This window comes from Streptomyces sp. AC558_RSS880, assembly GCF_019049255.1.
Taxonomy (GTDB): domain Bacteria; phylum Actinomycetota; class Actinomycetes; order Streptomycetales; family Streptomycetaceae; genus Streptomyces.
Map to the genome: position 1 here is coordinate 1 of NZ_JAGMUJ010000040.1, position 14,370 is coordinate 14,370.

11 protein-coding genes and 1 pseudogene are annotated in these 14,370 nt (G+C 73.6%); 1 reads left to right on the plus strand and 11 read right to left on the minus strand.

Annotation, left to right across the window (positions count from 1 at the left end; translation table 11 throughout):
• The 3 genes and pseudogenes from KUM38_RS16895 to KUM38_RS16905 all read right to left on the minus strand — a co-directional run.
• Window positions 1-482 (minus strand): annotated as a pseudogene (locus KUM38_RS16895) (DUF4769 domain-containing protein); the annotation flags it as partial.
• Window positions 483-850: 368 nt separating this feature from the next.
• Window positions 851-1,030, minus strand: coding sequence for a hypothetical protein (locus KUM38_RS16900; RefSeq protein ID WP_030867596.1), 180 nt, complete (start codon window positions 1,028-1,030; stop codon window positions 851-853).
• Window positions 1,031-1,227: 197 nt separating this feature from the next.
• On the minus strand, window positions 1,228-1,503 hold the full coding sequence (locus tag KUM38_RS16905) for a hypothetical protein (protein ID WP_030221752.1): 276 nt from the start codon (window positions 1,501-1,503) through the stop codon (window positions 1,228-1,230).
• A gap of 195 nt (window positions 1,504-1,698) precedes the next feature.
• On the opposite strand from KUM38_RS16905, the gene KUM38_RS16910 reads away from it, so the two are divergent.
• On the plus strand, window positions 1,699-2,991 hold the full coding sequence (locus KUM38_RS16910; RefSeq protein ID WP_217130207.1) for a serine/threonine-protein kinase: 1,293 nt from the start codon (window positions 1,699-1,701) through the stop codon (window positions 2,989-2,991).
• Between the two features lie 28 nt (window positions 2,992-3,019).
• Here KUM38_RS16910 and KUM38_RS16915 read toward each other — a convergent pair whose 3' ends face one another.
• The 8 genes from KUM38_RS16915 to KUM38_RS16950 form a co-directional block, all read right to left on the minus strand.
• A complete protein-coding gene (locus KUM38_RS16915; protein WP_217130208.1) occupies window positions 3,020-3,838 on the minus strand; it encodes an RNA methyltransferase in 819 nt (272 codons plus the stop codon).
• Between the two features lies 1 nt (window position 3,839).
• Window positions 3,840-5,072 (minus strand): uroporphyrinogen-III C-methyltransferase, encoded by a 1,233-nt coding sequence (gene cobA / locus KUM38_RS16920; protein ID WP_217130209.1) that lies wholly within the window; start codon window positions 5,070-5,072, stop codon window positions 3,840-3,842.
• A gap of 236 nt (window positions 5,073-5,308) precedes the next feature.
• Window positions 5,309-9,112 carry a nicotinate-nucleotide--dimethylbenzimidazole phosphoribosyltransferase gene (cobT, locus tag KUM38_RS16925; protein ID WP_217130210.1) on the minus strand — a complete coding sequence of 1,268 codons (3,804 nt, stop codon included), beginning with the start codon at window positions 9,110-9,112 and terminating at the stop codon, window positions 5,309-5,311.
• A gap of 369 nt (window positions 9,113-9,481) precedes the next feature.
• Window positions 9,482-10,693 (minus strand): precorrin-6y C5,15-methyltransferase (decarboxylating) subunit CbiE, encoded by a 1,212-nt coding sequence (gene cbiE / locus KUM38_RS16930; protein ID WP_217130211.1) that lies wholly within the window; start codon window positions 10,691-10,693, stop codon window positions 9,482-9,484.
• A gap of 115 nt (window positions 10,694-10,808) precedes the next feature.
• Window positions 10,809-11,447 carry a GNAT family N-acetyltransferase gene (locus KUM38_RS16935; protein WP_217130212.1) on the minus strand — a complete coding sequence of 213 codons (639 nt, stop codon included), beginning with the start codon at window positions 11,445-11,447 and terminating at the stop codon, window positions 10,809-10,811.
• A 136-nt stretch (window positions 11,448-11,583) separates the two neighbouring features.
• Window positions 11,584-12,411 carry a MetQ/NlpA family ABC transporter substrate-binding protein gene (locus tag KUM38_RS16940; RefSeq protein WP_217130213.1) on the minus strand — a complete coding sequence of 276 codons (828 nt, stop codon included), beginning with the start codon at window positions 12,409-12,411 and terminating at the stop codon, window positions 11,584-11,586.
• A 62-nt stretch (window positions 12,412-12,473) separates the two neighbouring features.
• Window positions 12,474-13,211, minus strand: a complete 738-nt coding sequence (locus tag KUM38_RS16945) for a methionine ABC transporter permease (protein ID WP_217130214.1) — start codon at window positions 13,209-13,211, stop codon at window positions 12,474-12,476.
• Window positions 13,208-14,245 (minus strand): methionine ABC transporter ATP-binding protein, encoded by a 1,038-nt coding sequence (locus KUM38_RS16950; RefSeq protein WP_217130215.1) that lies wholly within the window; start codon window positions 14,243-14,245, stop codon window positions 13,208-13,210. The genes KUM38_RS16945 and KUM38_RS16950 overlap by 4 nt, the downstream gene beginning before the upstream one ends.
• Window positions 14,246-14,370 lie beyond the last annotated feature (125 nt).

A 14,370-nucleotide genomic window follows, 5' to 3' on the forward strand; every position in this document is an offset into this window, starting at 1 on the left:
GCCCAGGCCTGCAGGACGGGGGCGGTGGCGGGGTGGTGGGGGGCGGTGGTGTGAAGGAGTGCGATGGCGTGGGCGGCCTTGGCGGGGCCGCGCATGGGGGGTACGGCGGTGGGGGCGGGGGTTCGGTGGAGGCGGGCGAGGAGGGTGGCCGCGGCTTCCCAGGGGGCGGCGTCCGGGTCGTCCGGGTCCACGGGAGTGCCGTACGGCCAGTGGGTGACGAGTCGTCCGTGCAGTTCGGCGGGTGTCGGGGTGAGTGGGGGGAGGAGGATGCCGGGGAGTCGGGTGGCCACGGTGAGACGGAGGGTCAGCTCGGTGGGGTCGGCGTCGGGGGCGTGGGCCTTGGCGACGGTGCCGGCGTGTCGTACGACGGTGGCGTCTTCGCGGGCGGCGAGGGTGGCGGTGGTGCAGCGGCAGGTGCGGGGGCTCGCGTGGGCCGTTGCCGTGACGTGGGCTGTCAGGGCGGGGAGGAGGTCCGTGGTCACGGGGTGAGGGTACGGGGCGGCTGCCGGGGCGGCGTGGGCCCGCGCTTGCGGGCGCTCCGCGTTGGGGTGGGCCGGGGGGTGTTCGCGCGACCCGGCGCCAGCGGGGTGCCTCCCCCAGAGGGGGTACCCCCAGCGCCCACCCGTGCCGCCCTGGGGGCACCTCCCAGGCCCTTAAGGCACTGGGGGAGGCACGACTGCCCGCGGGAACGGCGGCAGGCGGCCGCAGGCGCAAGAAGCGCGGGCAGAGCAATGCCGGCGCAGCTCCCCAGCTGCGCCGGCATTTTGCCGTCCGCCGCACCCCCGTCCCCACGGGGTTTCATGGGTGGATGTCCCCGCCCGGACCGCTCTTCCGGGCCTGGGGTCGCTGTTCAGCGCCCCAGCATCTCGCCCACGGACGACGCCTGTGTGGCCACCGTCTCCCACCCGTCGAAGACGAGGAGGAGCAGGACCGCCAGGGGAAGGGCCATCAGCGTCGCCACCAGCGGATGGCGACGCCCCTCGCCGCGTTCCCGCGTGCGGATCAGCGTCCGCGGTGCCGTGTACGCCATGGTCCCTCTCCTGACCGTTTCTGTTGTCGTTGGCAGCGGCGGGCGTCTGACCTCGGGGGACGAGTGCTGCACCCGCCGCTTGACCTCAAATCTAGGCGCCGGACCCTCCCTCGACGTCATGCCCTCGTACCGATTGCCGGGCCTCCCGGAGGATGAGCCCCTCCCCCCGGTGTACTCCCCTGGGTGGAGACGGGGTGCTACGCCTCAGGGACATCCCCGAAGGGCCGCCCGCTCTGCCCCGCTTTCTCCGAGCCGTCCTCCCGCGGCACCGGCTGCTCCACCAGCGCGAGCACCCGGTTCGCCATGAACCGGGCCGTCCGCACCACGGCCCCGGTTCGGGTGACTTCGCTCACTTCCACCACCCCCCGCCGCACCGCCGTCTCCACCCGGCGCCCGGCCCTGCTCGCCACCACCTCGTACGTACGCGTCGTGTCCCCCGCGTCCACGACGATCTCCACACGGTCACCCTTCACGCGATCAATCCCCCTTCGCCGTCGGGTGGTTGGGACCATCGGCCGCGCGAACCAGGCTTGCCCGCGCGCTCCCTGACCACTCTTCAAGTCTCCCACCCCCCACTGACAATCCACCGCCCCGAGAGGGCGCGGCCTCTGCGCGCGGGCGGCCGTGGAAACGTAAGCTGTGGCACGTCACAGGACCGGGCAGCGGGGATGAACATGGCGATGATGCGCCTGAGGCGCGAGGACCCGCGCGTCGTCGGCTCTTTCAGGCTCCACCGACGACTCGGCGCGGGCGGGATGGGCGTGGTCTACCTGGGCTCCGACAAGAAGGGGCAGCGGGTCGCGCTGAAGGTCATCCGGCCCGACCTGGCCGAGGACCAGGAGTTCCGCTCACGGTTCGCGCGCGAGGTGTCGGCGGCCCGCCGCATCCGCGGCGGCTGCACGGCCCGGCTGGTGGCCGCGGACCTCGACGCGGACCGTCCCTGGTTCGCCACGCAGTACGTGCCGGGGCCCTCGCTGCACGACAAGGTCGCCGACGAGGGGCCGCTCGGCGCGGCCGACGTCGCCGCCGTCGGCGCGGCCCTCTCCGAGGGACTGGTCGCCGTGCACGAGGCCGGTGTGGTGCACCGGGACCTCAAGCCGTCCAACATCCTGCTGTCCCCGAAGGGGCCGCGGATCATCGACTTCGGCATCGCGTGGGCGACCGGCGCGTCGACGCTCACGCACGTCGGCACGGCGGTCGGCTCGCCCGGTTTCCTCGCCCCGGAGCAGGTGCGCGGCGCGGCCGTCACCCCGGCCACGGACGTGTTCTCGCTCGGCGCCACGCTCGCGTACGCGTCGATGGGCGACTCGCCCTTCGGGCACGGCAGTTCCGAGGTGATGCTGTACCGCGTGGTGCACGAGGAGGCCCAGCTGCGCGGCGTCCCGGACGCCCTGGCCCCCCTCGTCCGCGCGTGTCTGGCGAAGAACCCCGAGGAGCGGCCCAGCACGCTCCAGCTGTCGCTGCGGCTCAAGGAGATCGCCGCGCGGGAGGCCCAGGGCCTCGCCGACGTGCGTCCGCCGGCCCCGCGCGACGCCGAGACGGAGCGGCCGACCGGACGCCTCGCGGACACCTACCCGGAGCGGGCGCAGCGCCGGCAGAGCGGTCAGGGAACCCCGCCGCCGCGCAGACGCGGTCCCGCGCCCAGGAACAGCGGCTCGTCCCCCGGACGGAACAACCGGAGCGTGCCCCCTTCGCGGAGCGGCTCCTCGCGCGACGGCTCCCCGCACAGCTCCCCGCGCGGAGGCACTCCGTCACGGTCCGGTCCGCGCCCCACGCCGGCGTCCCGCAACACCACCCGGTCCGGCACCGGTGCCCGTCGTCCGGGACCCCGGACGACCGGGACCGGCCTGCGGCCGGCCAATCCGCGCCTGCTCAGGCAGCGGCTGTTCGTGTTCGTCGTCGTGACGCTGGTGGTGGCGCTGGGTATCGCACTGGTGCAGGGCTGCCAGGGCCCCGGCTAGGAACCCGGCAGCAACGACATCCGGGCCGCTACTCCCCTGGACGTCCCGTGGCCACCGCGTAGAAGGCGACCGCCGCGGCGGCTCCCACGTTGAGGGAGTCGACGCCGTGCGACATCGGGATGCGGACCCGTTCGTCGGCGGCGGCCAGGGCCCGGCCGGACAGACCGGACCCTTCCGCGCCCAGCATCAGAGCCACCCGGTCCATGCGGTGCGGTGCCACCTCGTCCAGGGCCCGGGCCTGCTCGTCGGGGGTGAGGGCGAGCAGCCTGAACCCGGCCTCGCGCACCGCCTCCAGTTGCTCGGGCCAGGTGTCCAGACGGGCGTACGGCACGGAGAAGACCGCGCCCATGGAGACCTTGACGCTGCGGCGGTAGAGAGGGTCGGCGCAGTCCGGGGAGAGCAGGACGGCGTCCATGCCGAGGGCCGCCGCGGAGCGGAAGATCGCGCCGATGTTGGTGTGGTCGTTGACCGACTCCATGACGACGACGCGGTGGGCGGTCCGGAGCACGTCGGCCGCCGCGGGCAGCGGTGTGCGCTGCATGGAGGCGAGCGCGCCACGGTGCACGTGGTAGCCGGTGACCTGTTCGGCGAGCGCGGGGTCGACGACGTACACCGGGGCGGTGGCCCGGTCGATGACGTCGCGCATGACGTCGACCCACTTCGCGGACAGCAGCATCGACCGCATGGCGTAGCCCGCTTCCCCGGCGCGCCTGATGACCTTCTCGCCCTCGGCGATGAACAGGCCCTCGGCGGGTTCGCGGCGGCGGCGCAGTTCCACGTCGGTCAGGCCGGTGTAGTCGTGCAGCCGCGGGTCGGCGGGGTCGTCGACGGTGATGAGTCCGGCCATGTCACGCCGTCCCGCGCGGGCCCACGGCGACGACCTCGCCGATGACGATGACGGCCGGCGGCCTGACCTCCTGGGCGGCGGCCGTTTCGGCGACCGTGGCGAGGGTGGCGTCGACCCGGCGCTGGGCGGCCGTGGTGCCCTCCTGGACGAGGGCGACCGGGGTGTCGGGGGACTTGCCGTTGGCCATCAGGGTCTCGGCGATCCGGCCGATCTTGTCGACGCCCATGAGGACGACGAGGGTGCCGGTCAGCTTCGCCAGGGACGGCCAGTCGACCAGGGAGCGCTCGTCGTCGGGGGCGACATGGCCGCTGACCACGGTGAACTCGTGCGCCACACCGCGATGGGTGACGGGGATGCCGGCCGCGCCCGGGACCGAGATGGAGCTGGAGATGCCGGGGACGACGGTGCAGGGGATGCCCGCTTCGGCGAGCGCGTGGAGTTCCTCCATGCCGCGGCCGAAGACGTACGGGTCTCCGCCCTTGAGCCGGACCACCGACTTGCCCTGCTTGGCGTGCTCGATCAGCGCGTTGTTGATGGCCTCCTGGGCCATGAAACGGCCGTAGGGGATCTTCGCCGCGTCGATCACCTCGACGTGCGGCGGGAGTTCGGCGAGCAGGTCGCGCGGGCCGAGCCGGTCGGCGATGACGACGTCGGCCTCGGCGAGCAGGCGGCGGCCGCGCACGGTGATCAGGTCCGGGTCGCCGGGGCCGCCGCCGACGAGGGCGACGCCCGGGGTGCGGGTGCGGTGGTGCGGGGCGACCAGGGTGCCGTCGCGCAGGCCCTCGACCACGGCGTCGCGGATGGCCGCGGTGCGGCGGGGGTCGCGGCCGCGCGCCTCCGTCGTGAGGACGGCCACCGTGACGCCCTCGCTGGAGCCCGTGGCCGGGGTCCACGCCGTCGCCGCGTCGGCGTCGTCCGAGCGGACGCACCACACGCGGTGCGCTTCCGCCTCGGCGGAGGCACGGGTGTTCGCCTCGGTGTCGCTGGTGGCGATGAGGGCGTACCAGGCGGTCGCGAGGTCGCCTTCGGCGTAGGGGCGCCGGTGCCAGGTGATCTCGCCGGCGTCCGCCATGGCCTCCACGGAGGGGGTGGCCTCGGGGGACACGAGGTGGACGTCGGCGCCGGCGGCGATCAGGGCGGGGAGGCGGCGTTGGGCGACCTGGCCGCCGCCGAGGACGACCACGCGGCGGCCGGTGAGGCGGAGGCCTACGGGGTAGGCGGGGTGTTCGGCCATCAGGTGAGGCTCCTCGGACAAGCGGTGGGTCAGCGGGCACGCTGCAGCTTCGGAGCGGGCCTGACGTGGGGATTTTAAGCGCGCGTCCGGTGGGGGCCGGGGTGGGTGGGGTGTTTTCCCCAGCCCTCCCCTTCCCGAAACCGGGGGCGCTGCCCCCGGCCCCCGCACGTGCGGGTGGGTGGACGGCTGTGCCCACCCGTTCCGCTCTGCGGAACGATTGCCCACAGCCGTCCAGGCTACTTCTCGGTCACCCCGGCCGAATCGAAGGTCGCCACCTCGTGCATGGCCCGCGCCGTGCTCTGGACCAGGGGGAGCGCCAGCAGCGCGCCCGTGCCCTCGCCGAGGCGGAGGTCGAGGTCGACCAGGGGGCGCAGGCCCAGTTTGTTGAGGGCGGCGACGTGACCGGGCTCGGCGCTGCGGTGGCCCGCGATGCAGGCGGCCAGGACCTCGGGGGCGATGGCCCGGGCCACCAGGGCGGCGGCGCCGGCGCTGACGCCGTCCAGGATCACCGGCGTACGCAGCGACGCGCCGCCGAGGAGCAGGCCCACCATGGCGGCGTGCTCGAAGCCGCCGACGGCGGCCAGGACGCCGACGGGGTCGGCCGGGTCCGGCTGGTGGAGCTCCAGGGCGCGGCGGACGACCTCGGTCTTGCGGGCGAGGGTCTCGTCGTTGATGCCGGTGCCGCGGCCGGTGACCTCGGCCGGGTCGGCACCGGTGAAGACGGAGATGAGGGCGGCGGACGCGGTGGTGTTCGCGATGCCCATCTCGCCGGTGAGGAGGGCCTTGTTGCCGGCCGCGACCAGGTCGCGGGCGGTCTCGATGCCGACCTCGATGGCCTTCTTGGCCTCCTCGCGGGTCATCGCGGGCCCGGTGGTCATGTCGGACGTACCGGCGCGGATCTTGCGCGGCAGCAGACCGGGGGTGGCCGGGAGGTCGGAGGAGACGCCCACGTCGACGACGCAGACCTCCGCGCCGACCTGGGTGGCGAAGGCGTTGCAGACCGCTCCCCCGCCGAGGAAGTTGGCCACCATCTGGGCGGTGACCTCCTGCGGCCAGGGGGTGACGCCCTGGGCGTGCACACCGTGGTCCCCGGCGAAGATCGCGACGGCCGCGGGCTCCGGGATGGGCGGCGGGCACTGGCGGGACAGGCCGGACAGCTGGGCGGAGATGATCTCCAGCATGCCGAGCGCCCCGGCCGGCTTGGTCATGCGCTTCTGGCGCTCCCACGCCTCGCCGAGGGCCTTGGCGTCCAGCGGACGGATCTGTGCGACGGTCTCGGCGAGCAGGTCGTGGGGGTCCTCTCCGGGCAGGGCACGACGGCCGTACGTCTCCTCGTGCACGACCCAGGACAGCGGGCGGCGCTTGGACCAGCCGGCCTGCATCAGCTCGGGCTCGTCCGGGAACTCGTCGACGTAGCCCACGCACAGGTAGGCGACGACCTCGAGGTGCTCGGGGAGCCCCAGCGCACGGACCATCTCGCGCTCGTCGAAGAAGCTGACCCAGCCGACGCCGAGGCCTTCGGCGCGGGCGGCGAGCCAGAGGTTCTCCACCGCGAGCGCGGAGGAGTACGGCGCCATCTGCGGCTGGGTGTGCCGGCCGAGGGTGTGCCGGCCGCCGCGGGTGGGGTCGGCGGTGACGACGATGTTCACCGGGGTGTCGAGGATGGCCTCGATCTTCAGTTCCTTGAACTGCTTCGCCCGGCCCTTGGGCAGCGACTTGGCGTAGGCGTCGCGCTGGCGCACGGCCAGTTCGTGCATGCTGCGCCGGGTCTCGGCGGAGCGGATGACGACGAAGTCCCAGGGCTGCGAGTGGCCGACGGAGGGCGCGGTGTGGGCGGCCTCCAGGACGCGGAGCAGCACCTCGTGCGGGATGGGGTCGCTGCGGAAGCCGTTGCGGATGTCCCGGCGTTCGCGCATGACCTTCAGTACGGCCTCGCGCTCGGCGTCGTCGTAGCCGGGGGCGGCCGGACCGGTGGGGCGCGCGGCTTCCGCGTCCACGCCGGCGCCCTGGGTGTCGAGGTCGTCGGGGCTCTGCGCGGGTTCGGCGTCCGCCTCGCGGGGTTCCCCGGTGGGGACGGCCACGCCCTGGGGCGGGGTCGGCGCGAGGTGCGGGATGGTGGGCACGGTGCCGTCCACGGGGACGGACTCCCCCACGGGCCGGCCCGGCTCGGGCTCCGGGGGGACGGTGCCGGTCAGGGGGGTGGCGGGAGTCTGCTGGGGGCCCTGGACCGGGGCCGCGTCGGACTCGGCCGCGCCCGTGCCGATGACGGGGACGGCGTCGGCCGCCTCGTCGGTGGCACGGGGTGTCTCCGGGCCTACGGCGGCCGGGACCTCGGGCGTGGGGGTCTCCGGGAGGGCTTCGTCGCCCGGCGTCCCGGAAGCGGGTGCGGCGGCTTCGGCCGCGGTGCCGTCCGCTTCCGCGGCGGGAGTCCCGGGGAGTACGGCGGTGTCGGCGCCCGGCGCGGGGGCGTCCGGGGAAGCCTCGGACGTCGGGGCGGGCTCCGGAGCGAAAGCCTCCGCACCTGGCACCGGAACGGCCCGGGCAGCCTCGGGCCCTTCGACGGCACCCGCGCCGGCCGCCTCGACGGCCTGCGGCGGGGCGGGTTCGGCACCCGGCACCTGGTCGGTCTGCGAGAACTCGGCCGCCTCGGTGGCCTGCGCCACGGCAGCACCAGGCGGCACCTGGACGGCCTGGGACGCCTCGGCCTCCTGCGCGGACTCCGGCGCGACGGCCTCCGGTCCGGGCGACTCAGCCTGCGGAACCTCCGCCTCCTGGGCGTGGTCCGGGGCGTCGGCCACCGCACCCGGTGCCTGAGCGTCCTGTGGCGCCTCCGCCGCCCGGGGCTGTACCGGTACGGCGGCCTCCGCGCCCGCCGCCGCGTCGGCCTGCGGTGCTGCGGGGCCGAGACCCGGCACCTGAGCGCCGTGGGAAGCGTCCGTCCCCGGGACGTACTCGGAAACGGCGGCCCGCGGTGCCTCGGCGACCTGAGCGGGGTCCGGCACGACGGCCGGAGCGGCGGGCACGGCGACCGGTGCCTGATCTGTCTGCGGTACCTCGGCCGCCAGGGCGTGCTCGGGTGCCGCGGGCTCGGCGGACGGCGCTTCGGCGGCCGGGGACGCCTCCGGCTCCTGGGCGTGCTCCGGTGCCGCGGGCTCGGCGGACGGGGTGAGCCCGGGTGCGGGTGCCTGGGCCGCCTCGGCGGTCCGCGGCGCCTCGGCCGCCTGCTCGGGACCGGCGGCGGGCGTGTCGGGCAGGCCGTGATCCGGGCCCGGGACGGGCCCCGGTTCCCCGCCCCCGGCCGGAACGCTCGCCGCGGCCTCGGCGCCGCCCGCGGCGGCACCGGGTCCGGTTTCCCCGGCCTCGGCCTCACCGGCGCCGGCGACCGCGACACCCCCGGTGTCCTGCGCGGCGATCGCGACAGCGGTACCCGCCGTGTCCTGTCGTACCGCCTCCGTGGCGACGCGGGCCACGACCGCCTGGGCCGCGTCCATCGGCTCCGGAGCCGGAACAACCGTTTCCCCGGCCACCGCCCCCGGACCCACCGTGGGCTGCGCGCCCCAGGGCGCCGCGGCCTGCGGTACCGCCGCCGCCTCGCGCGCGTGCGGAACGTCGAGGTACTCGGGGCCGAGGGACGGCGGACCGGCCTGGCGGGCCGGCACGTCGGCGGGACCGCGGTCGGCGAGGGAGCGCACCGGGCCGGCGTTGACGTCGGGGATGGGCGGGCCGAGGTGCAGCGGGCGGCGCGGCGCCGGCTGCGGCGGCTCGGGGAGCCGGACGCCGCCGAGGTCGACCGAGCCGCTGTCGCGGCCGGCCATCTCGTGCGGGCCCGGCTGGTGCACGGTCTCGACGACCGGCTCGGGCGCGGGCGGGGCGATCTCGTTGCCCCACGCGCTCTGCGCGCCGGGCAGCAACAGGTCTTCGTCCTCGGCGGGACTGTCGGAGAGGTAGGCGTACGCGTCGGGCGCGGGGACGCCCGGCTGCTCCACCATGCCTGCGTTCTCCGGCAGTCCCTCGCCCGGGACCTGGCCGGTGTCGGTCATGCGTACCCCTCGCCCATCGGTTAGTGCTCCTACGACCAGCTCACCCGGAACGGCGCACCGACCGCCCCACACTGAAGAACGAGCGTGCGTCCCCAGCGGCACGAACGGCCCGTCCGAAAAAGGCGACAAAGCCCTTCACCGTCATTGTCGCGGCCGTACGGCCGTCGCGTCAGCTTGATCGGCGACGGTTCCGCTGTGGACTGCGCCACGTTGCGCGTCCTCCGGTTCCTGCCGTACCACGACCCACCCCAAAAGGGGCGCGCTTTCCGGACATTGACCGACGAAGCATCGGGCGTCCGGGTGCGGTACAACGATCGGCCAGCCTACCTCGCACGGTCGGACAATCCGATCACGGGGACGGCAATCGGATCAGTTGCCGCGTGCGGGCAGCACCCCGCTGAGCAGGAACGCGACGCTCCGTTCCTTCTCCGTCCAGGCCCGCGTGTCGAGTTCGACGGACTGCAGCAGGGCGCACTCCACCTGATAGCCGTGCTCCGCCAGGTTCCGGCCGATGAGTTCGGCCCCGTCGCGGGTGGCGGCGTGCGTGACGATGCGCTGCGGACGGCGGTCGGCGACCGCGGAGACGACGCCCGCTCCCCCGCCGCCGACCCTGACGACGTCCGGCTCGGGGAGGTTCTCCAGGACGTGCGGGGCGGTGCCGTGCACGATCTGGAGCTGGACCCCGTACCGGCGGGCGGTGGACTCGGTGCGGGCGCAGGCGCGCGGGTCGCTGTCGACGGCGATGACGGCGGCGCCCGCGCGGGCCGCCTCGGTGGCGAAGGCGCCGCTTGCGCAGCCGATGTCCCAGACGAGGTCGCCGACCCGCGGCCCGAGCCGGGCGAGCTGGGAGACGCGCAGCGGTTCCCGCTCGCCCTCGCCGAGGTCGCCGCCGTACTCCTCGGCGGGCAGCGACCAGCCGCGGGGCCCGGCGGAGAGGTCGCGTCCGGCGAGCCAGCCGCCGGACTCACCGGCGCCGGCCCGGCCGCCGACGACGATGACGACATTGGGGTCGCGCCAGGTGTGGTCGGCGGCCTTGTCGGAGGTGACCACGCTGACCTGCTCGCGCCCGGTGCCGAGCTCCTCGCAGATGACGAAGGTGCGGTGGACGCCCTCCATGAGCAGACCCAGTTCGGCGGGCCCGGCACCGGGTGAGGTGAGAACCGCCACCTTGGTGTGGGCTCGGCATACATTCACCGCGCGTCGCAGGGTGCGCGGGTGTGCGACGACCACCTGGGCGTCGTCCCAGGGCATGCCGGCACGGGCGAAGGCCGCGGCGACGGAGGAGACGCCGGGGACGACCTCGACCTCGAGACCGAACTCGGGTGCGCGCAGGGTCCGTACGACGCCGAAGAAGCCGGGGTCGCCGTCGGCGAGGACGACCGCGGTGCCGCGGTGGGCGGCGATGCGGCGGGCGGCGAGGGCGACGGAGCCGAGCCGGATGCGCTCGGCGCCGGGGGGCACCTCGGGGAGTGCCAAGTGGTGGGCGGCGCCGGCCACCAGCGTGGCGGCGCCCAGCGCGGCGCGGGCCGCTGCGGTCAGCGGCGAACCGTCCCAGCCGATCACCGTGACCCGGTCGGCCATCGTCGTCAGTCTCCTGGGGTTTGCGCAGGTCGTCGTCGGCTGTCCCGCCATGGGCGGGCTCCGTGAGACTACCTGGTGCGGCCGGGGACCGTGCCGCCGGTGCCTCGTGCGAAGGTCAGTTCCAGTCCGCGTACGGGGCGAATCCGCCGGTGTCGGTCAGTTGTCCGTCCGTGCCCTCGATGTCCTCGGGCAGCAGGCTCCACACGATGAAGTCGGTGCGTACGTCGCTCCAGCCGCCGTCCTCGGTGTGGACGTGGGCTATGCAGGCGCCTCTCAGCACGCCCTCGCTGATGCAGCCGATCTTCTGGGCGACCTGCTGCGCGGCGGTGTTGTCGGCGGCGGTGCGCAGTTCGACGCGCTCGAACTTCTGGTCGCCGAAGAGCCACTGCGCGGTGGCCAGCGCGGCCTCGGAGGCGTAGCCCTCGCCGCGCGCCCAGGGGGCGACGATGTAGGACATCTCGGTCGACCGTACGTGCCAGTTGGTCTTGGTGAGCTGGATGACGCCGACCAGGCGCTGGGTGAGGAACTCGGTGACGGCGAGGGCGAGCCCGTCGCCGGCCGCGCGTTCGGCGGGGGCGCACTCGGTGATCCAGGTGCGGGCGGCCTCTTCGGTGAAGGGCCGGGGGACGTCGGTCCAGGCGGCGACCTGCTCGTCGTTCATCATCTCGGCGAGGGCGGGGACGTCGTCCGTGTCGAGGGGACGCAGCACCAACCGCTCCGTGCTGATGGAGATGTTGGGGAAGGTGCTCGTCATGCGCCGCTCCGTAACCTGAGAGACCGTCGGGTGCTGCTGAACTGCCCAGCATGCAGCATGAAAGCACTGAACCGCACCACGGGGTCCACTCCGGTACGCGGAGTGGACCCCGTGGGTGCCGTGCGGGTCGCGCCGGTCAGAACGAGGCGATGACGGAGCCCGCGTACTTGTCCTCGATGAACTTCTTCACCTCGGGCGAGGTGAGGAGTTCGGCGAGCTTCTTGACGCGCGGGTCGTCCTCGTTGCCCTCCTTGACGACGAGGAGGTTCACGTTCGGGTTGTTCTCGGCGGACTCCAGGGCGATGGCGTCCTCGGCCGGCTTGAGGTCGGCCTCCAGGGCGTAGTTGCCGTTGATGACGGCCGCGTCGACGTCGTCCAGGGAGCGCGGGGTCTGGGCCGCCTCCAGCTCCTTGAACTTCAGGTTCTTCGGGTTCTCGGTGATGTCCGCGGTGGTGGCCGCGGTGCCGACGCCGTCCTTGAGGGTGATGAGCCCGTTGGCGGCGAGCAGCTGGAGGGCGCGGGCCTCGGTGACGGTGTCGTTGGGGACGGCGACGGTCGCGCCGTTCTTCAGGCCGTCGGCCTTCTCGGTCTTCTTCGAGTACAGGCCGAGCGGCTCCAGGTGCACCGAGGCGACGGACTTCAGGTGGGTGCCGTTCTTCTTGTTGAAGTCCTCGAGGTAGGGCTCGGTCTGGAAGTAGTTGGCTCCCACCGAACCGTCCTCGGTGGCCGTGTTCGGCGTGACGTAGTCGGTGAACTCCTTGACCTCCAGGTCGAGGCCGGCCTTGTCGGCGAGGTTGTCCTTGACGTAGGTGAGGACCTCGGCGTGCGGGACGGGCGTCGCGGCGACGACCAGCGGTCCGGAGGTGTCGGAGGCGGCGTCCTTGTCCGAGCCGCAGGCGGTGAGCCCGAGGGTGAGGGCTCCGGCGGCGAGGACGGCGGTGGTGATCTTGGCGGTGTTACGCACGAAAAGTGCCTTTCCTTGGGTGGTGCGGCCCCGTGTCGGGTGTTACGGGGAGTCTTCGGGGGTTACGCGACCTTGCCGATGTCGGCCGCGGCGGGCTCCTTGGCCTTCAGGAGCCGGAGCCTGGGCGAGGGACCGGAGCGGCCGCCGCGGCGGTGCAGGGCGCGGGCCGCGTAGTCGCCGGCGAACTGGATGAGCGAGATGGCCACGGCGAGGACCGCGACGGTGATCCACATCAGGCCGGTCTCGAAGCGCTGGTAGCCGTAGCGGACGGCGAGGTCGCCGAGTCCGCCGCCGCCGACGGTGCCGGCCATGGCCGAGTAGCCGATGAGGGCGATGACCGTGGTGGTGGTGCTGGCGATCAGCGAGGGCAGCGCCTCGGGGACGAGGACCTTGCGAACGATCGTCCAGGTGTTGCCGCCCATGGCCTGCACGGCCTCGACGAGCCCGTGGTCCACTTCGCGTACGGCGGTCTCGACGAGGCGGGCGAAGAAGGGGATGCCGCCGATGGCGAGCGGCACGATCGCGGCCTCGCTGCCGATGGTGGTGCCGGTGACCCAGCGGGTGAAGTCCATCAGGGCGACCATGAGGATGATGAACGGCAGCGAGCGGCCGATGTTCACGATCTGCCCGATGACCTTGTTCACCAGCGTGTTCTGCAGCAGTCCGCCCTTGTCGGTGAGGACGAGCAGGACGCCCAGCGGAAGGCCGCCGACGACGGCGATCAGGGTGGACCAGCCGACCATGACCAGCGTCTCGGTACAGGCCTGTTCGAGCAGTGGCTGCATCTCGGACCAGGTCACTTGGCCCCCTCCTTCACAAGTGCGGGCTCCGCCTGGTTCACGACGTCGATCTGCAGGCCCTGTTCGCGCAGGAAGCCGACGGGTACGACGTTGTCCTCGTAGCGGCCGGGCAGTTCGATGCGCATCCGGCCGACCTGGAGGCCGCCGACGGTGTCGATGGCCGCGCCGAGGATCGATATGTCGATGTTGTAGGTACGGGAGAGCTGGGAGATGACCGGCTGGGTCGCGCTCTCGCCGTGGAAGGTGACGTCGAGGACGGTGCGGTCGTCGCCGGAGGCCTCGCCGCCGACCGGGAAGAGCGCGGCGGCCAGTTCGGAGCCGGGGGTGGCGAGGAGTCCGGTGACCGTGCCGGACTCGACGACGCGGCCGTTCTCCATGAGGGCGGCCGAGTCGCAGATCGACTTCACGACGTCCATCTCGTGGGTGATGAGCAGGACGGTGAGGCCGAGCCGGCGGTTCAGGTCGCGCAGGAGGTGCAGGATCGAGCGGGTGGTCTCCGGGTCGAGGGCGCTGGTGGCCTCGTCGGAGAGCAGCACCTTGGGGTCGCCGGTGAGGGCGCGGGCGATGCCGACACGCTGCTTCTGGCCACCGGAGAGCTGGGCGGGGTAGGCCTTGGCCTTGTCGGCGAGGCCGACCAGGTCGAGCAGTTCCATCGCCTTGCGGGAACGTTCCTTCCCCGACTTCCCGAGGATTTCCAGCGGCAGTTCGACGTTGTCCTGCACGGTGCGCGAGGACAGCAGGTTGAAGTGCTGGAAGACCATGCCGATACGGCTGCGCGCCTGCCGCAGTTCCCTACCGGCCCGGGGTCCGCGGCCGGCGAGCGCGGTGAGGTCCTGGCCGTCCACGGTCACCGTGCCCGAGGTGGGGCGTTCGAGCAGGTTGACGCAGCGGATGAGGGAGGACTTGCCGGCGCCGGACTGGCCGATGACGCCGTAGACCTCGCCTTCGCGGACGTGCAGGTCGACGCCGTCGAGGGCGGTGACCTCGCGGCCGCGTGAGCGGTAGACCTTGGTGAGGCCCGAGGTGGTGATCACGTGGGTATCCGTCACTGTCGAGTGCGCGGCACGTCGTGGGCGCCGGGCACGAGGCATTCAGGGTCGGAAGCAGCGGGCGGCACGACTCTCGCGGGCGTGGCGAAGGAGTCCGTGGAGAAACGTGC